Source organism: Labilibacter marinus (assembly GCF_001659685.2).
Classification (GTDB): domain Bacteria; phylum Bacteroidota; class Bacteroidia; order Bacteroidales; family Marinilabiliaceae; genus Saccharicrinis; species Saccharicrinis marinus.
In genome coordinates, this window is record NZ_LXYE02000045.1 from 74,783 (window position 1) to 88,210 (window position 13,428).

Annotated in this window: 12 protein-coding genes; 7 read left to right on the forward strand and 5 right to left on the reverse strand. The window is 36.0% G+C overall.

What is annotated here, in order from left to right; all coding sequences use genetic code 11:
- Nucleotides 1-91 precede the first annotated feature (91 nt).
- Nucleotides 92-481 (reverse strand): hypothetical protein, encoded by a 390-nt coding sequence (locus A8L32_RS18520; RefSeq protein WP_075591180.1) that lies wholly within the window; start codon nucleotides 479-481, stop codon nucleotides 92-94.
- Nucleotides 482-682: 201 nt separating this feature from the next.
- Between A8L32_RS18520 and A8L32_RS18525 the strand changes: the two genes are divergently transcribed.
- From A8L32_RS18525 to A8L32_RS18535, 3 genes are all read left to right on the forward strand, one after another.
- Nucleotides 683-1,756, forward strand: a complete 1,074-nt coding sequence (locus A8L32_RS18525) for a sensor histidine kinase (protein WP_075591181.1) — start codon at nucleotides 683-685, stop codon at nucleotides 1,754-1,756.
- The gene (locus A8L32_RS18530) at nucleotides 1,749-2,468 is read left to right on the forward strand and encodes a LytR/AlgR family response regulator transcription factor (RefSeq protein ID WP_075591182.1); all 720 of its coding nucleotides are present in this window, start codon (nucleotides 1,749-1,751) and stop codon (nucleotides 2,466-2,468) included. Before A8L32_RS18525 ends, A8L32_RS18530 begins: the two co-directional genes overlap by 8 nt.
- A gap of 122 nt (nucleotides 2,469-2,590) precedes the next feature.
- Nucleotides 2,591-3,109: a porin family protein gene (locus tag A8L32_RS18535; RefSeq protein ID WP_075591183.1), complete on the forward strand. Its 519-nt coding sequence runs from the start codon at nucleotides 2,591-2,593 to the stop codon at nucleotides 3,107-3,109.
- A gap of 90 nt (nucleotides 3,110-3,199) precedes the next feature.
- Here the strand turns inward: A8L32_RS18535 and A8L32_RS18540 are convergent, their stop codons facing one another.
- Nucleotides 3,200-4,720 (reverse strand): peptide MFS transporter, encoded by a 1,521-nt coding sequence (locus tag A8L32_RS18540; RefSeq protein WP_075591184.1) that lies wholly within the window; start codon nucleotides 4,718-4,720, stop codon nucleotides 3,200-3,202.
- Nucleotides 4,721-4,905: 185 nt separating this feature from the next.
- Between A8L32_RS18540 and A8L32_RS18545 the strand changes: the two genes are divergently transcribed.
- The 3 genes from A8L32_RS18545 (at nucleotide 4,906) to A8L32_RS18555 (ending at nucleotide 9,334) form a co-directional block, all read left to right on the forward strand.
- Nucleotides 4,906-6,423, forward strand: coding sequence for a bifunctional ADP-dependent NAD(P)H-hydrate dehydratase/NAD(P)H-hydrate epimerase (locus A8L32_RS18545; protein WP_075591185.1), 1,518 nt, complete (start codon nucleotides 4,906-4,908; stop codon nucleotides 6,421-6,423).
- Nucleotides 6,424-6,523: 100 nt separating this feature from the next.
- Entirely contained in the window at nucleotides 6,524-7,636 is a 1,113-nt protein-coding gene (locus A8L32_RS18550; RefSeq protein WP_075591186.1) for a DUF4831 family protein, read from the forward strand.
- A gap of 237 nt (nucleotides 7,637-7,873) precedes the next feature.
- Nucleotides 7,874-9,334: an aminoacyl-histidine dipeptidase gene (locus tag A8L32_RS18555; protein WP_075591248.1), complete on the forward strand. Its 1,461-nt coding sequence runs from the start codon at nucleotides 7,874-7,876 to the stop codon at nucleotides 9,332-9,334.
- A 74-nt stretch (nucleotides 9,335-9,408) separates the two neighbouring features.
- Here A8L32_RS18555 and A8L32_RS18560 read toward each other — a convergent pair whose 3' ends face one another.
- Nucleotides 9,409-10,293 (reverse strand): sugar phosphate isomerase/epimerase family protein, encoded by an 885-nt coding sequence (locus A8L32_RS18560; RefSeq protein WP_075591187.1) that lies wholly within the window; start codon nucleotides 10,291-10,293, stop codon nucleotides 9,409-9,411.
- A gap of 42 nt (nucleotides 10,294-10,335) precedes the next feature.
- On the reverse strand, nucleotides 10,336-11,193 hold the full coding sequence (locus A8L32_RS18565; protein ID WP_075591188.1) for a helix-turn-helix domain-containing protein: 858 nt from the start codon (nucleotides 11,191-11,193) through the stop codon (nucleotides 10,336-10,338).
- A gap of 96 nt (nucleotides 11,194-11,289) precedes the next feature.
- On the opposite strand from A8L32_RS18565, the gene A8L32_RS18570 reads away from it, so the two are divergent.
- On the forward strand, nucleotides 11,290-12,462 hold the full coding sequence (locus tag A8L32_RS18570; protein ID WP_075591189.1) for an MFS transporter: 1,173 nt from the start codon (nucleotides 11,290-11,292) through the stop codon (nucleotides 12,460-12,462).
- A 369-nt stretch (nucleotides 12,463-12,831) separates the two neighbouring features.
- On the opposite strand, the gene A8L32_RS18575 is transcribed toward A8L32_RS18570, so the two are convergent.
- Nucleotides 12,832-13,155, reverse strand: coding sequence for a hypothetical protein (locus A8L32_RS18575; RefSeq protein WP_075591190.1), 324 nt, complete (start codon nucleotides 13,153-13,155; stop codon nucleotides 12,832-12,834).
- Nucleotides 13,156-13,428: the final 273 nt, after the last annotated feature.

The following is a 13,428-nucleotide window of genomic DNA, read 5'->3' on the forward strand; positions in this document are numbered from 1 at the left end:
GAGCAAAGCATCTCTATACTGCATGTAAATGGAGTTAAATCAGAATTCCAGAAAACTTAAACTTTAAAGTTGCACACAGAAAGAAACTAAATTAACGAACTATTTTACCCTTTTCATCAAAGCTTTCTTTTTTAGCACTCCAAATAAATGCCAATATTCCAGCTCTTGCGATAATAAAGGTAATGATGGCGAATAAAGGATTTAAGATAGCCATTTTTAATCCGCCTGCTAACAAATGAGGAGTAAGCTCTCCACTCGCTTGTACGTTATCAAACGCCATAATTAGTCCAAACGTTCTCCCTAAAAATCCCCAGGCCAATACAAACCAACTCAAAGAAGAGAGTAAAGCTATCGTTTTTCCTTTGTTGCCTTTTTGTAGAGCTCCTTTAATAATTAAACCAATTATTACCAACAATAGAATGATAATTGGATACGAAAAAAAAGGGCCGCCATCGTTAAACTTACTAAGTAATGCATTCATAACTATTTCTTTTAAAATGAGTAATACTCAAACTTATATAGTATTTCTCTTACTTATATTTTTTATCGACCAAGGTTAAATTAAGCACCCCAAAAGATGATTTATGTATGTATTGATGCCATTTTTGCACAAAACAGAACTTAACTGGTTATTCATCGATTTATAAATGTAATACAGCAGAAAAATACTAATATTGTAGGAATGAAGCGCAATTGGACCCAACATATAAAACAAATTCTGCTACATATCACTTTCTGGGTTGGTGTCTGGTTCTTTTATTTTTATTTTTTCAGTTATAATTCCAACGACTACAACTACATCATCTGGTTTTCGAGTTGCTTGCTGCCACTTACCATGTCTGTTACCTATTTTGTCGATTTGGTTTTAATTCCCAAGTATTTATTAACACGACAATACAAGCAGTTTGTCCTTTATAGCTTTTACGTGCTAGTAGTTAGCTCCTACGTTACCGTACTAACAATTTATGGTTGTTTGATTTTCCTGCTAAAGTTTAATGTTGCTATTATGCCACCCATGAGTAAAAACTTCTTTTTTATACTCATCTTGGAATATATGGTGGTTGGCTTTATTAGTTTTGTTAGCGTGCTAAATAAAAATTTTAGAATAGATAGCGAAAATAAAGCCCTTCAAAATAAAATACTAAGCACTCAACTACAACTTAAGGAACAGGAGCTGCATTACCTAAAGAGGCAGATTCATCCACATTTTTTGTTTAACACCCTCAATACTCTTTATGGCTTTGCCTTGCAACAATCTAAACAAACGCCCGATATCATATTAAAACTTTCTAACTTATTAGATTATATTCTTTATCAGATTAACAAACCAAAAGTTAGTTTACAGGAAGAAGTTTTGCATATAAAAGAGTATATCGATTTAGAAAAAATGCGCTTTCAGGATACCTTAAATGTGGATTTTAAAATGGATGATATCGACAAAAATATTCAGGTAGCTCCCATGTTATTAATCCCTTTTGTTGAGAATGCTTTTAAACACGGAAATATCATCAATGGCTTTCTTCATATCAATATTCAAGTAAAACTAGAAAGTAATCAATTGAGCTTTAACATTGACAACAGTATAAAACAAGATGATAATGCTGTAGCTCATAAAGGAATTGGCCTAGAGAATATTAAAAAACGTTTGGATTTACATTATACCAGTAAAGGCTATCAATTAACACCTACTCTAGAGAAAAATTTATACAAGGTATCACTGACCATTTACGATTTAAACCTATTACAAAATGTCTGAAATAATTAGCTGCATTATTGTTGATGACGAACCGATGGCAAGAGAGGTGCTTCAAAGCCATTTGTCTAAAATTGAAAACATCAAAGTACTGGCTACCTGTAAAAATGCATTGGAAGCTTTTAAGTGGGTTAGCTCATCGGAAGTTGACCTGATATTTTTAGATATTAACATGCCCGAAATATCCGGACTGGATTTTGCCAAAGCCATTAGCGATCATCAAAAGATAATTTTCACTACGGCCTATCGCGAATATGCCATTGATGGTTTTGATTTAAGAGCGGTGGATTACCTGCTAAAGCCCATCACCTTTGAACGCTTACTACAATCGATTGATAAGTTTATGAACGAGCAGCCAAAAGTTGTTGCTACCGAACAAGAAGTTATTGTCGAAACCAAAAATGATTTCTTTTTTGTACGTTCAGATAGAAAGATGATTAAGGTAGATTACAACCAAATTCTATACATAGAAAGCTTAAGTGATTACATTAAGATCCATTTAAAAACACAGTCCATCGTTACACGCGAAACCATATCTAACATTGAAGCTAAACTGCCGCAAAAGGATTTCATCCGCACCCACCGATCGTATATTGTTGCTATACATATGATAGAATCGTTTACCCACGAATATATTGAGATGAATAAAAAAACGATTCCTATAAGTCGAAATTACAAAAGTGAGGTATTAAATAGGTTAGAGCATATATCATAAAATTAAATTCTTTTTTGTTGACTTGAAAAAACAAAATTATAACTTTGGTATCATCGAAAATTTAAACTAATCATTTTAAGTATTAACCACAGGTTATAAATAGCCTGTATTAAACTATTGTTATGAAGAAAATTACACTATTGCTATTGGCTCTTGTTATGACAGCTTCTTTCTCTAGCCTTAAAGCTGGCGATAATAAAATTGGTGTTAGAGCAGGTTGGCAACAAACCATGTTTATGTATGATGGAAATAAGGTAGGAGATAACTTATCTGGATATTATGTAGGAGCATTTAGAGATCACCAACTAGTGCCTTTATTGCGCTTTAGTGCAGGTTTAGAATTATCTCAATTTGGAGCTGAAATAGAAAAAGAAAAAATGGCTATCACCTACTTAGGTATTCCGTTAGCACTTAAAGCAAAACTAGGACCAATTTCAGCCATTGGAGGAAGTGGTATTAATTTTAAAATTGGTGAAAGCGATGGAATGGATGTGAATAGTATCGATATACCTGTGTACCTTGGAGCTGGGTTCAATATTTTAATGATAGGTATTGAAGGTCGTTATATTTGGGGTTTAAGTGATGTTGCTGACGGTATAAAAAACAGAGGATTTCAATTAGGAGCAACTATAAGGTTTTAAACGTAATAAGATTTCACCTCTATTGGAGGAAAAACAAAAGCCCGCTGAACAGTTGTTCAGCGGGCTTTATTATATTATAAATACCAGTGTTTAGTTGATACCTTTCATCATTTTACTTAACCAAGGTCCAAGGATAAACAACAATAATGTTGCAACACCTGTAATGGCTGAAACAAACCAGAATACATTTACAGGCTGCCCCATGGCTACTTCCATCGATTTTGAAAGTTTTTCCATTTGCGATGCACCAAAATTACCTGCAGCAAAGGAGAACATCCAAACACCCATCATAGTAGATATTAATTTTGGCGGCGCTAACTTAGTCACCATCGATAATCCAATTGGCGAAATACAAAGCTCACCCATGGTAAAGATTAAATAAACCAAAGTTAACCAAAGTGAGGAAACAAGTACAATAGACTCTCCACCATTAGAAATACCATCAGCAACAGCCATAACTGCAGCTCCAATGGCCAACAACATCATACCCCAAGCAAACTTAAATGGTGTTTTAGGGTTCATTTTAAACTTATCTAATCTTAACCAAAGTATGGAGAATACTGGCGCAAGAAGTACAATAAAAATGGCATTAATAGCTTGAAACCATGACGCTGGAATCTCAAAGCTACCTAGCATACGATTTGTATTTTCTTCGGCAAAAAGGTTAAATGTTGTACCTGCTTGCTCAAAGCCAACCCAAAAGAAAATATTAAAAAATGCCAATACAAGAATAACAGCCACTCTTGCCCATTGCTCTTTTCCTTCCGTTCCTCTAATGATAGATACAATTAAGTATCCTCCTCCAATAACACCAACAACCTTAGGAATAATGCTCTGCGTACTTTCTGATAAAGCTGCCCAACCTTGCATAAACCCAATTACTCCAAATACTAGAATAGCCACAAAACCAGCTATCTTACCCCATTCTAATCCATTTAAACGAGTTCGAGTTTCTTCCGATTTAGGAGGCATACCAATACGACCCAATGTTTTTTCTGAGCGCATTAAAAACCAAAGAACGCCGACTAGCATTCCAACTCCAGCCGATAAGTAACCATATTCCCAACTTACACTTTCTCCTAACCAGCCAGCAACTAAGGGCGAAATAAATGCTCCCAAGTTAATACCCATATAAAAAATGGTAAATCCACCATCTTTACGCGGATCATTGTTATCATACAAATCACCCACCATGGTAGATATATTTGGTTTAAAGAAACCATTACCAAAGATTAACACACCTAAACCAGCATAAAACCAAAATTGACGCGATTCTAAATCATCACCTCCGATGGCGGCAGCAGATAACATGAACTGGCCAATTGCCATAGTTAATCCACCAATGTATATAGTCATTCTCTGACCTAATACCTTATCCGCTAATACTCCTCCAAGCATTGGCGTTACATATACCAAACCCGTAAATATACCGTAGATGGTAAATGCAGCTTCTCTATCTAATCCAAATCCTCCTTTAGCAAATTCGGCAGTTAAAAAAAGCACTAATAGTGCACGCATACCGTAATAGCTAAACCGCTCCCACATTTCTGTTGCAAACAGCGTTGACAACCCCATTGGGTGACCAAAAAACGCTTTGTCGTTTTTACTCATATTTTAATAGTTCTAATTATTATATATTGTTTATGTTGTATACCTGATTCTTACTTATCTTTGTAACACGCACAAATGTAGAAAAAACAGAACATGAATATAGTGCTTTTTCTCATGTTCAGGTTTTTTAATGTATTTTTTACAGTTTTGCTTTATTTAGGGTATTAACGTAATTTTTTATCAAAGTGAAAATATTAACCCCTCAACAAATAAGGGAACTCGACCAATTTACAATAGATAATGAGCCTATAGCCTCTATTGATTTGATGGAAAGAGCAGCGCAATGTTGTATGGATTGGTTGGTATCTAATATTGATGCCACTTCGTATTACATATTTGCGGGAATAGGAAATAATGGTGGTGATGGTTTGGCTATTGCTAGAATGCTAAGTGCCTTTCCTTTCAGAAAGAAAGCTTATTTGGTTCAGTTTTCGGATAAGTTAAGTGCCGATGCTAAAACTAACGTAAAGCACTTAAAAAAGGTAGATGCTGTTTGCTTGACCAAAGCAGAGTTTTTAGAAGATATACGATTTGAAGATATTGAACCAGAGGCGGTAATTATTGATGCCATTTTCGGTTCGGGTTTAAACCGACCAGTCGATGGATTTGCGAAATTGGTGATTGATAAAATCAACTCACTTCCTAATCAGGTTATCTCCATTGATATTCCTTCTGGTTTATTTGCTGAATATGATGAGCAACTATCTTTAGACAACCAATCTATTGTTAAAGCAGATATTACCTTAACATTTCAGATGCCAAAACTGGCTTTTTTACTGCCAGAGAACAATGAATATATTGGCGATTGGCATGTACTGGATATTGGCCTTTTATCTGAATATATAGATGAGCAGGATGATGTGCATATTTATGTAGAGCCTGACTTTATTCAATCGATGTTAAAGAAACGGAGCAAGTTCAGCCATAAAGGAAACTACGGGCATGCTTTATTAATTGCTGGGAGCTATGGTAAAATGGGAGCTGCATTATTGGCTTCTAAAGCTTGCTTAAGAGCTGGCGTAGGTTTACTGACTGCTCATATTCCACATTGGGGCTACAATATTATTCAAACTGCAGTGCCCGAGGCAATGACCAGCATCGATCGATCGGAAATGATTTTTACAGAATTTCCAGATTTAAATGGATACACTGCCATTGGTATAGGTCCTGGGTTAGATAAAAAGAAAAACACCGTACTGGCCTTTGAAGACATGCTCAAGCAGCTTACTAATCAAGCTTTGGTGGTTGATGCGGATGGCTTGAATATATTGAGTGAAAACACAGCAATGATGAGTCAACTTCCGGAAAACACCATACTAACACCTCATCCAAAAGAGTTTGAGCGTTTGGTGGGCAAATGGAATAACGACATGCATAAACTAGCTTTGTTAAAAGAATTCTGTATAAAAAATAAAGTCATTACTGTTTTAAAAGGAGCTAATACTATTACCTGCTTAGCCAATGGTGTTTGCTATTTTAACAATACCGGTAACCCTGGTATGGCTACCGCTGGTAGTGGAGATGTATTAACTGGTATAATTCTTGCTCTGTTGGCGCAAGGTTATCAAAATAAAGAGGCCGCAATTTTTGGCGTGTATATCCATGGCATTGCAGGAGATAGAGCTTTAGAAACTGAATCTCATGAATCATTAATTGCCTCGGATATAATAAGACACCTAGGAACAGCGTTCAAAAACATATAACTGATGTACCTAGATTAATGAATAAATCACAGAAGGATTATAACATGAGCCTTTTATCGATATTTTTCAAATTGTAAATCATATCAAAAAAAAATACACAATGAATTTCATTCAAAAAAAGACGTTCGCGTTTTTATTAATACTTAGTATTTCTACCGTCGCTTTTTCTCAGAAAAAAGTATATAATCAAGTTGAGGTAAAACCAAGCTCCGAAGTGGCCAACGCGACTTCGCAATCCTTAAGTTATTTGCTGCCCAAAACAGTTATTAAGGTGGATATTGAAATGGAGAAGGTGATTAAAAAGGCTGGTCCTTATTATCGTTACTCTCAACGTTCGTTAAACTTGAACAATGTAATTACCAAAGATAGCGAAGAGTGGATTATTAAAAACGTGCATATTTCTACCTCTGGTGTAGCCGATGAAGAAAAACGATATAACGTATTCTCAAAAGGGACAACCTCGGTAAATCACTTAAGCTTAACACCTGAAGGAACCTTGGCTGGTATTAATGCTCCTTATGTATACTCAAAAAAATATGCTAAGAAAGAAAGCATTGAAATTCCTCAACTGGAGGATATTAGTTTTGACAATGTTGCTTTAAACGAAGAGCTATTATACAAAACATCCACCGCTGCCATGGCACAAGAAGCTGCCAATATGGTTTATCGCTTAAGAACTACTCGCACAGAGTTACTATCGGGTGAGTTAGAAAATCTTCCTCCGGATGGTGAGGCTTATAAAATGGTGCTTACGGAGATAGCGCAGCAAGAAAAAGACTTTGTTTCCTTATTCGCCGGCAAAACAGTTACGGCTACTAAAACCGAAAGCTTCGAAGTTATTCCGGACCCATTAAGTAGCTATGCCAACTTTGTATTATGCCGATTCAACCAACAAAAAGGGTTAGTAGATGCCATGGATATCACAGGAACTCCCATCTATTTAAAAATGGATATCGAAAAACATAAAGTACTTGAAAACAAGGCTACACCAAACCCAAAAGAACCTTTAAAAAATGGTTTATTCTATAATATTCCTGGAAAAGCGGTGGTTAATATTGTAGATAAAAATGCACCTATTGCTTCTCAAAAAGTTAGCTTGGCGCAATACGGACAGGTAATTTCAATGTCGCCGGCTATACTTGAAAAAGAAGGTGTAGTAATTAAAGTTTGTCCTGTAACAGGAGCGCTTTTATCTGTAGGTAGTGAAGAGTAGGTAGTTTTCAGTAGACAGTCTTCAGTCTTCAGTGGGCAGTATACAGTGGGCAGTATACAGTTGGTAGCACTCAGTAAAAGACTTACTATTGACTTTCGACTTTTAACTTTTAACTTTCTAACTCGGTACTGATTCTTATCACAAGCTTTGCTGTATCAATTACTTATTTTAGCTGAAAATAAAACGAGAGCATGGATGGTTTAGGCCAGCATGTTCTTTATTTCAAAAAATACAATTATGGGAAACGAAATATCAAAATTAGAACCCCTTGGATTATGGGAGAACTTTTATGCTTTAACTCAAATTCCTCGTCCAAGTAAAAAGGAAAAGCAAGCTGCTGATTATGTGGTGGATTTTGGAAAGAAATTAGGGTTAGAAACCATTGTTGATGGAGTTGGTAATGTGATTATTAAAAAGCCAGCAACTCCAGGCATGGAAAATAAAAAAACGGTTGTATTACAAGGTCATGTGGATATGGTTCCGCAAAAAAATAGCGACAAGGTTCATGACTTCGAAAAAGATCCAATTGAGACATATATTGAAGATGGTTGGGTAAAAGCCAACGGAACAACTTTAGGTGCCGACAATGGTATTGGAGTAGCGGCTGCCATGGCTGTTCTGCAGTCAAAAGATATGCAACACGGACCTATTGAAGCTTTGTTTACCATTGATGAAGAAACTGGTATGACGGGTGCTTTTGGCTTAGAAGCTGGAATGCTGGATGCCGACATCCTCATCAATATGGATTCGGAAGATGAAGGTGAGTTATACGTAGGTTGTGCAGGTGGTTCAAATGCCAATATGACTTTTAATTATGATGAAGTTGACACAGATCCTAATTCTGTTGCTTTTAATATTGCCTTAACGGGATTAAAAGGTGGCCACTCGGGTATGGACATAGTTCTAGGTCGTGGAAATGCCAACAAACTCATGTTTCGTTTATTAAAGGAAGTGATTGCTGCTTATGGCGTTCGCTTATCTTCTATTAACGGAGGTAGCTTGCGTAATGCGATTCCTCGTGAGGCCTTTGCTACTGTAACTGTTCCGGCCAATAATGTAATTGAATTCGCCGATACGGTTGAGGAGTTTGCTGCTATTTATAAAAATGAATTAGCTGCTACCGAACCTAAGCTTGATCTTATTGCCGAAAAATGTGATATGCCTGCTACTGTTATGGCGGAGCATTCGCAAGATGATTTGGTAAACGCTATTCAGGCTTGCCCTAATGGCGTAGTTCGCATGAGCGATAGCATGGAAGGCCTGGTAGAAACATCGCTTAACTTAGCCATCGTAAAATCGGAAGGCGGAAAAACCAAAGTGATGTGTTTAATCCGCAGCTCTGTTGATTCGGCTAAAGAAGATGTAGAATCTACCTTAGAAAGTTTATTCAGATTGGCTGGTGCTGAAGTTGAATTCAGCGGTCAGTATCCTGGATGGAAACCAAATCCAGACTCTGAAATATTAACTGTAATGAAAGATGTATACAACAAGTCTTACGGTAAAATTCCTGAAATAAAAGGTATTCATGCAGGACTTGAGTGTGGTATTTTGGGTGCCGTTTATCCTAATTGGGATATGATTTCATTTGGACCAACCATTCGTTTCCCTCACTCGCCAGATGAGAAAGTGAATATTGAAACAGTGGCCAAATTCTGGGATTTTTTAGCCGAGACATTAAAAAATGTGCCTGCTAAATAAAGGCCAATAAAATATGATAAAACAAAAGGGTTTCGCTTAAAGTGAGGCCCTTTGTTGTTTATTATTGGTATTATTTAGTTATTAGATTCCATCTGGTACTTAGACTTAAGCTTATTGAATCCAACAATATTCCGCTCCAAAACCTTTTGTACATCTTCATGTTCCATATGTCCTAAAATACCCCATGACCCCGTATACCCTTCTTCCAATAACACTTTCATCATATCATACTCATCATCCCCTTCTCCTACTGTTAAAATCTCATGGCCGTCGTTTTTCATTCCATTAATATTAACATGAGATAGGTGCGGTTTTATTTTTTTTACTATTTCAGGAAATTCATCTATATAAGAATGTGCATGATGAAAATTATAAACCATTTTTAAGGAGTCATTTGCCAGTTTTTCAATAATCTCAAGCTGATTATATGGATTACCAAACCAACCATGATGATTGTACAATGCAACCTTACACCCTATTTTTGCTGCCTTAGTTTTAATAAATTGAATAAACTCAACAGCTAAATTAAGTGATTGTTCCTGACTTAATCCCTTAAAATAATTATTACTAAAGCTAAGCCATATGCATGGTTTCTGCTCCACTTGGCTTAAAATATCAAACATCCTTTTATTGGAAGGGCTCAGTTTACCCATACTATCCCTTTTTGCATTTAACCATAGAAAAACGGAGCTTATCTCAATACTATTTTCATGAGCCAGTTGAAACTCTTCAAGCATATCATCTAAATACTTACCCTGTCCTTCGTAGCCATAATTGGTAAATCCCATTTCCTTCAGCATGTCAATACGTGCTGCCGGCGATCTTTGTAAAGAATCAAATGTAACGATACACCATGGCATTACTTCTTGCTTATTACCATTGCTTTTCCTTTGGTTGGAACAAGAGTAACTTAACGAGAAAAGAAAAATTAAAATCCCAACTTTATATATCTCATTCATACTATTGTCAACTTTAGGTGAATAATTCTATATCGCTCCATACTACAACTCCTTTGTTCTAATCTTTTTTTTATAATCGCGCGGAGTATAAGAGGTATAGCGTTTAAAAACACGGGTAAAGTGAGCAGGTTCTACAAATCCCGATTTCATCATAACCTCCGAAATATTACTGTTGCTTTTAGCTAAAAAAGTACAAGCCTTCTGAATACGATATTCGTTTAAAAAGGTAATAAAAGTTTTACCAGTAACTTTTTTAAAGAACCTGCTAAACGATGTTTCTGTTAGGCCTGTTAAATCGGCCAATTCTTTTAACGGTATGTTTCTTGAATAATGTTCCGACACAAAATTATTAATGCGATTCACTCGATTAAAATCGTTGGATTGAATATGAAGGCTCGCCGTATTAGTATGCAATAACGTATAGTCCTGCGTGCTGGCTAATAGGCCTAATATCTCTATCAGCTTTAATAACTTTTCAAAGGATTTATATTGAACTAGCTGCATCAGCATAGGCCCTACTTTTTCCTTTACCCTGGCATGAAAGCTAATGCCATGTAACGAACGTTTAAAAAGATCCGATATCTCGTTAAACTCCACAAAGCCACCTAGCTGATTATCCACAAAATCCTCGCTCATCTGAATAACCACTTCTTTATTATGGGCATCATCAACATTACCCAAATTTGAATGCGGTATATTAGAACCAATGAGCAGTAGGTCTCCATTGGTATATCGGGTAATATTACTTCCGATATGCCTCTCGTTACTGCCTGAATGAATATACACCAACTCGTACTCTGGGTGAATATGCCAAAAAGGTTCGCAACAACCCGGCGATTCCATAAATGAATAAAACGAGCTATTGATATTAGGTTGAATATTTTCGTAAATGGGCTCCATCTTGCAATGATATAATAAATCAAAAATACGACATATTAAGACAAAAACAATCGCATTTTAAAGCATAAGTTTGTAGCCTAATTATAACTGATAGATATGTCCACTTCATCGGCCAACAGACTTACATTTTTTGCTACAGCTCAGCTTTTCTTATCCTTGAGTTTACTGTACGGAACCTGGGTATTATATATTCCGCACATTATCGAAAAATTAGAAATGAGTGAGAGTCAATTGGGCATTACTTTATTTTTTGGATCGATGGGCGCTCTACTGGGTACTTTTGCAGGCAAACCCTTGGTTCGTAAAATTGGAGAAGGCAATATGTCGTTTGTTAGCATTGTATTTATGACTTTTTCTATGATAGGCATCTTCCTTGCACCGAGCTATTTTTGGATAATCGTCATATTTGTATTTTGGGGCATTGGCAGCGGTTTATTTCAGATAGCGGCTAACTCTATGGTAACGGTGATTGAGGAGCAACGAAAAATAACCATTATGTCGTCGTGCCATGCTTTTTTTAGTTTGGGCGCACTAATAGCATCGGGCGCAGGAACAATACTGATGATATTACTGGACGATGCTACCTTACATGTAATGATAGCTGCTGCTCTGGTATTAATACTTCAAGTAGGCTTTTACAAACACTATATAAAAAACAGAAAAATTAAAGAACCCTTTCAAAGTGCTCCAAAGTCCTCCAGTAAACGTGTTGGCCTTTTGGTTATACTGGCTGTAATAGCTTTAATTGCCATGGTATCGGAAGGAGCCATTGCCGACTGGAGTGGTTTGTACTTAAAGGATGTGGTACACTTAAACAGTAATTATGTTGGTTTAGGATATGCCGGTTTCTCTTTAGCCATGACTTTGGCTCGTTTCGTTGGGGATTATTTTAGCAAAAAATATGGTGCGGTTCAGGTTATTTTGCGTGGTTTTATCATCTCTATTATAGGTTTTGTTCTGGTGTTGACCAATATGGGTTTAGTCACCATACTGGGCTTTTTTATTGTGGGCATTGGCTTCTCGGTCATCGTACCCGAAGCGTATCGTTTATCTGCCAATATTCCTCATATTGATTCTGCCTCTGGTATAGCTTTTATTTCCGGAACCAGCTATGTTGGTTTTCTGGCAGGTCCTCCCCTATTGGGATTTATTGCCGAAAGCTATGGTTTATCTGTAAGTTTTATAAGTTTATTATTGCTTGTGGTATTGGGAGCAGCATTGGTGTTTTTATTAAAATTTAAACCTAGTACACAACTGGCTAAAAGCTAATTCTGAAGTAAACCGATCCATACCTGCGACTAATCATATCTACGCAATAAACAGCTTTACTATAAATAATATCCATAGGGTAATATTGCCTACAAAAGAACCTATATAAAAACTTCCTCCTCTTTTATTATATACTTTAATAGAGCTTATTAATAACCAAACAAAACCTCCAAGACCAACTACCACAATTGCTAGAAGCTAAACCTGGAGTTCTACATTACTAATCATATGAGGTAAATAATTATTAATTAATAATGGAAAGTAATAGCCAAGCGAGTAATACAACGCCGTCAATATTATACCAAGTGTAAACAACACCATTTTATATGTTCGAAGGTTTTCTTTTAACATAGTTGAATCTAATATTATCTAAAACCCCTTTCCATAAAAGCTAGAAATATCAAAATAATAGGCACCTTTCTCACCATCAGATTTCTGAACCTTAATTACATCGTATGGTTTCTTTTTATCAAAGACCAAGGACTGACCTAATATCTGACATCCTTCGCAAACACTCCTTACGTAGGAATATTCACTCTTAATATCATTTACAATAATGGCTTTTTTAAATGAACTTCCATCTCGGTTTACAGTACTATCACTATTTGAAATGTCTTTGCTGGTTCCACAAGCACTTAATACAATAATGCCTATAATTAGTAATAGCTTTGGTATATTCTTTATGAATCTCATAATTTAGGTTTTCGGTTATTCTTTACCGCTCAAATACGGAAAGTTGAATTTCTTCTCCTACTTCGTTTTTTGCTTGTTGAAATAGAAACTTGTTTTAACCATATCTTTCAAATGATTTGATATAATCTTGATTTAAAAGCCAAGGCGGTCCATTTTTATAGCCTCTTTTTTCAGCTTGCAGCTCAGTAATATACAACTAAGTGACCACCTTCAGATACAAAGCTGGATATATTTTTAATTAAAACCTCTTCATGTTTTGGAGGAAGGGCTTGA

What these genes read in the sequence shown, in the direction of transcription:
- A8L32_RS18520 (WP_075591180.1), bottom strand. Translation starts at nt 481, where the DNA reads ATGAATGCATTACTTAGTAAGTTTAACGATGGCGGCCCTTTTTTTTCG.
- A8L32_RS18525 (WP_075591181.1), top strand. Translation starts at nt 683, where the DNA reads ATGAAGCGCAATTGGACCCAACATATAAAACAAATTCTGCTACATATC.
- A8L32_RS18530 (WP_075591182.1), top strand. Translation starts at nt 1,749, where the DNA reads ATGTCTGAAATAATTAGCTGCATTATTGTTGATGACGAACCGATGGCA.
- A8L32_RS18535 (WP_075591183.1), top strand. Translation starts at nt 2,591, where the DNA reads ATGAAGAAAATTACACTATTGCTATTGGCTCTTGTTATGACAGCTTCT.
- A8L32_RS18540 (WP_075591184.1), bottom strand. Translation starts at nt 4,720, where the DNA reads ATGAGTAAAAACGACAAAGCGTTTTTTGGTCACCCAATGGGGTTGTCA.
- A8L32_RS18550 (WP_075591186.1), top strand. Translation starts at nt 6,524, where the DNA reads ATGAATTTCATTCAAAAAAAGACGTTCGCGTTTTTATTAATACTTAGT.
- A8L32_RS18555 (WP_075591248.1), top strand. Translation starts at nt 7,874, where the DNA reads ATGGGAAACGAAATATCAAAATTAGAACCCCTTGGATTATGGGAGAAC.
- A8L32_RS18560 (WP_075591187.1), bottom strand. Translation starts at nt 10,293, where the DNA reads ATGAATGAGATATATAAAGTTGGGATTTTAATTTTTCTTTTCTCGTTA.
- A8L32_RS18565 (WP_075591188.1), bottom strand. Translation starts at nt 11,193, where the DNA reads ATGGAGCCCATTTACGAAAATATTCAACCTAATATCAATAGCTCGTTT.
- A8L32_RS18570 (WP_075591189.1), top strand. Translation starts at nt 11,290, where the DNA reads ATGTCCACTTCATCGGCCAACAGACTTACATTTTTTGCTACAGCTCAG.
- A8L32_RS18575 (WP_075591190.1), bottom strand. Translation starts at nt 13,155, where the DNA reads ATGAGATTCATAAAGAATATACCAAAGCTATTACTAATTATAGGCATT.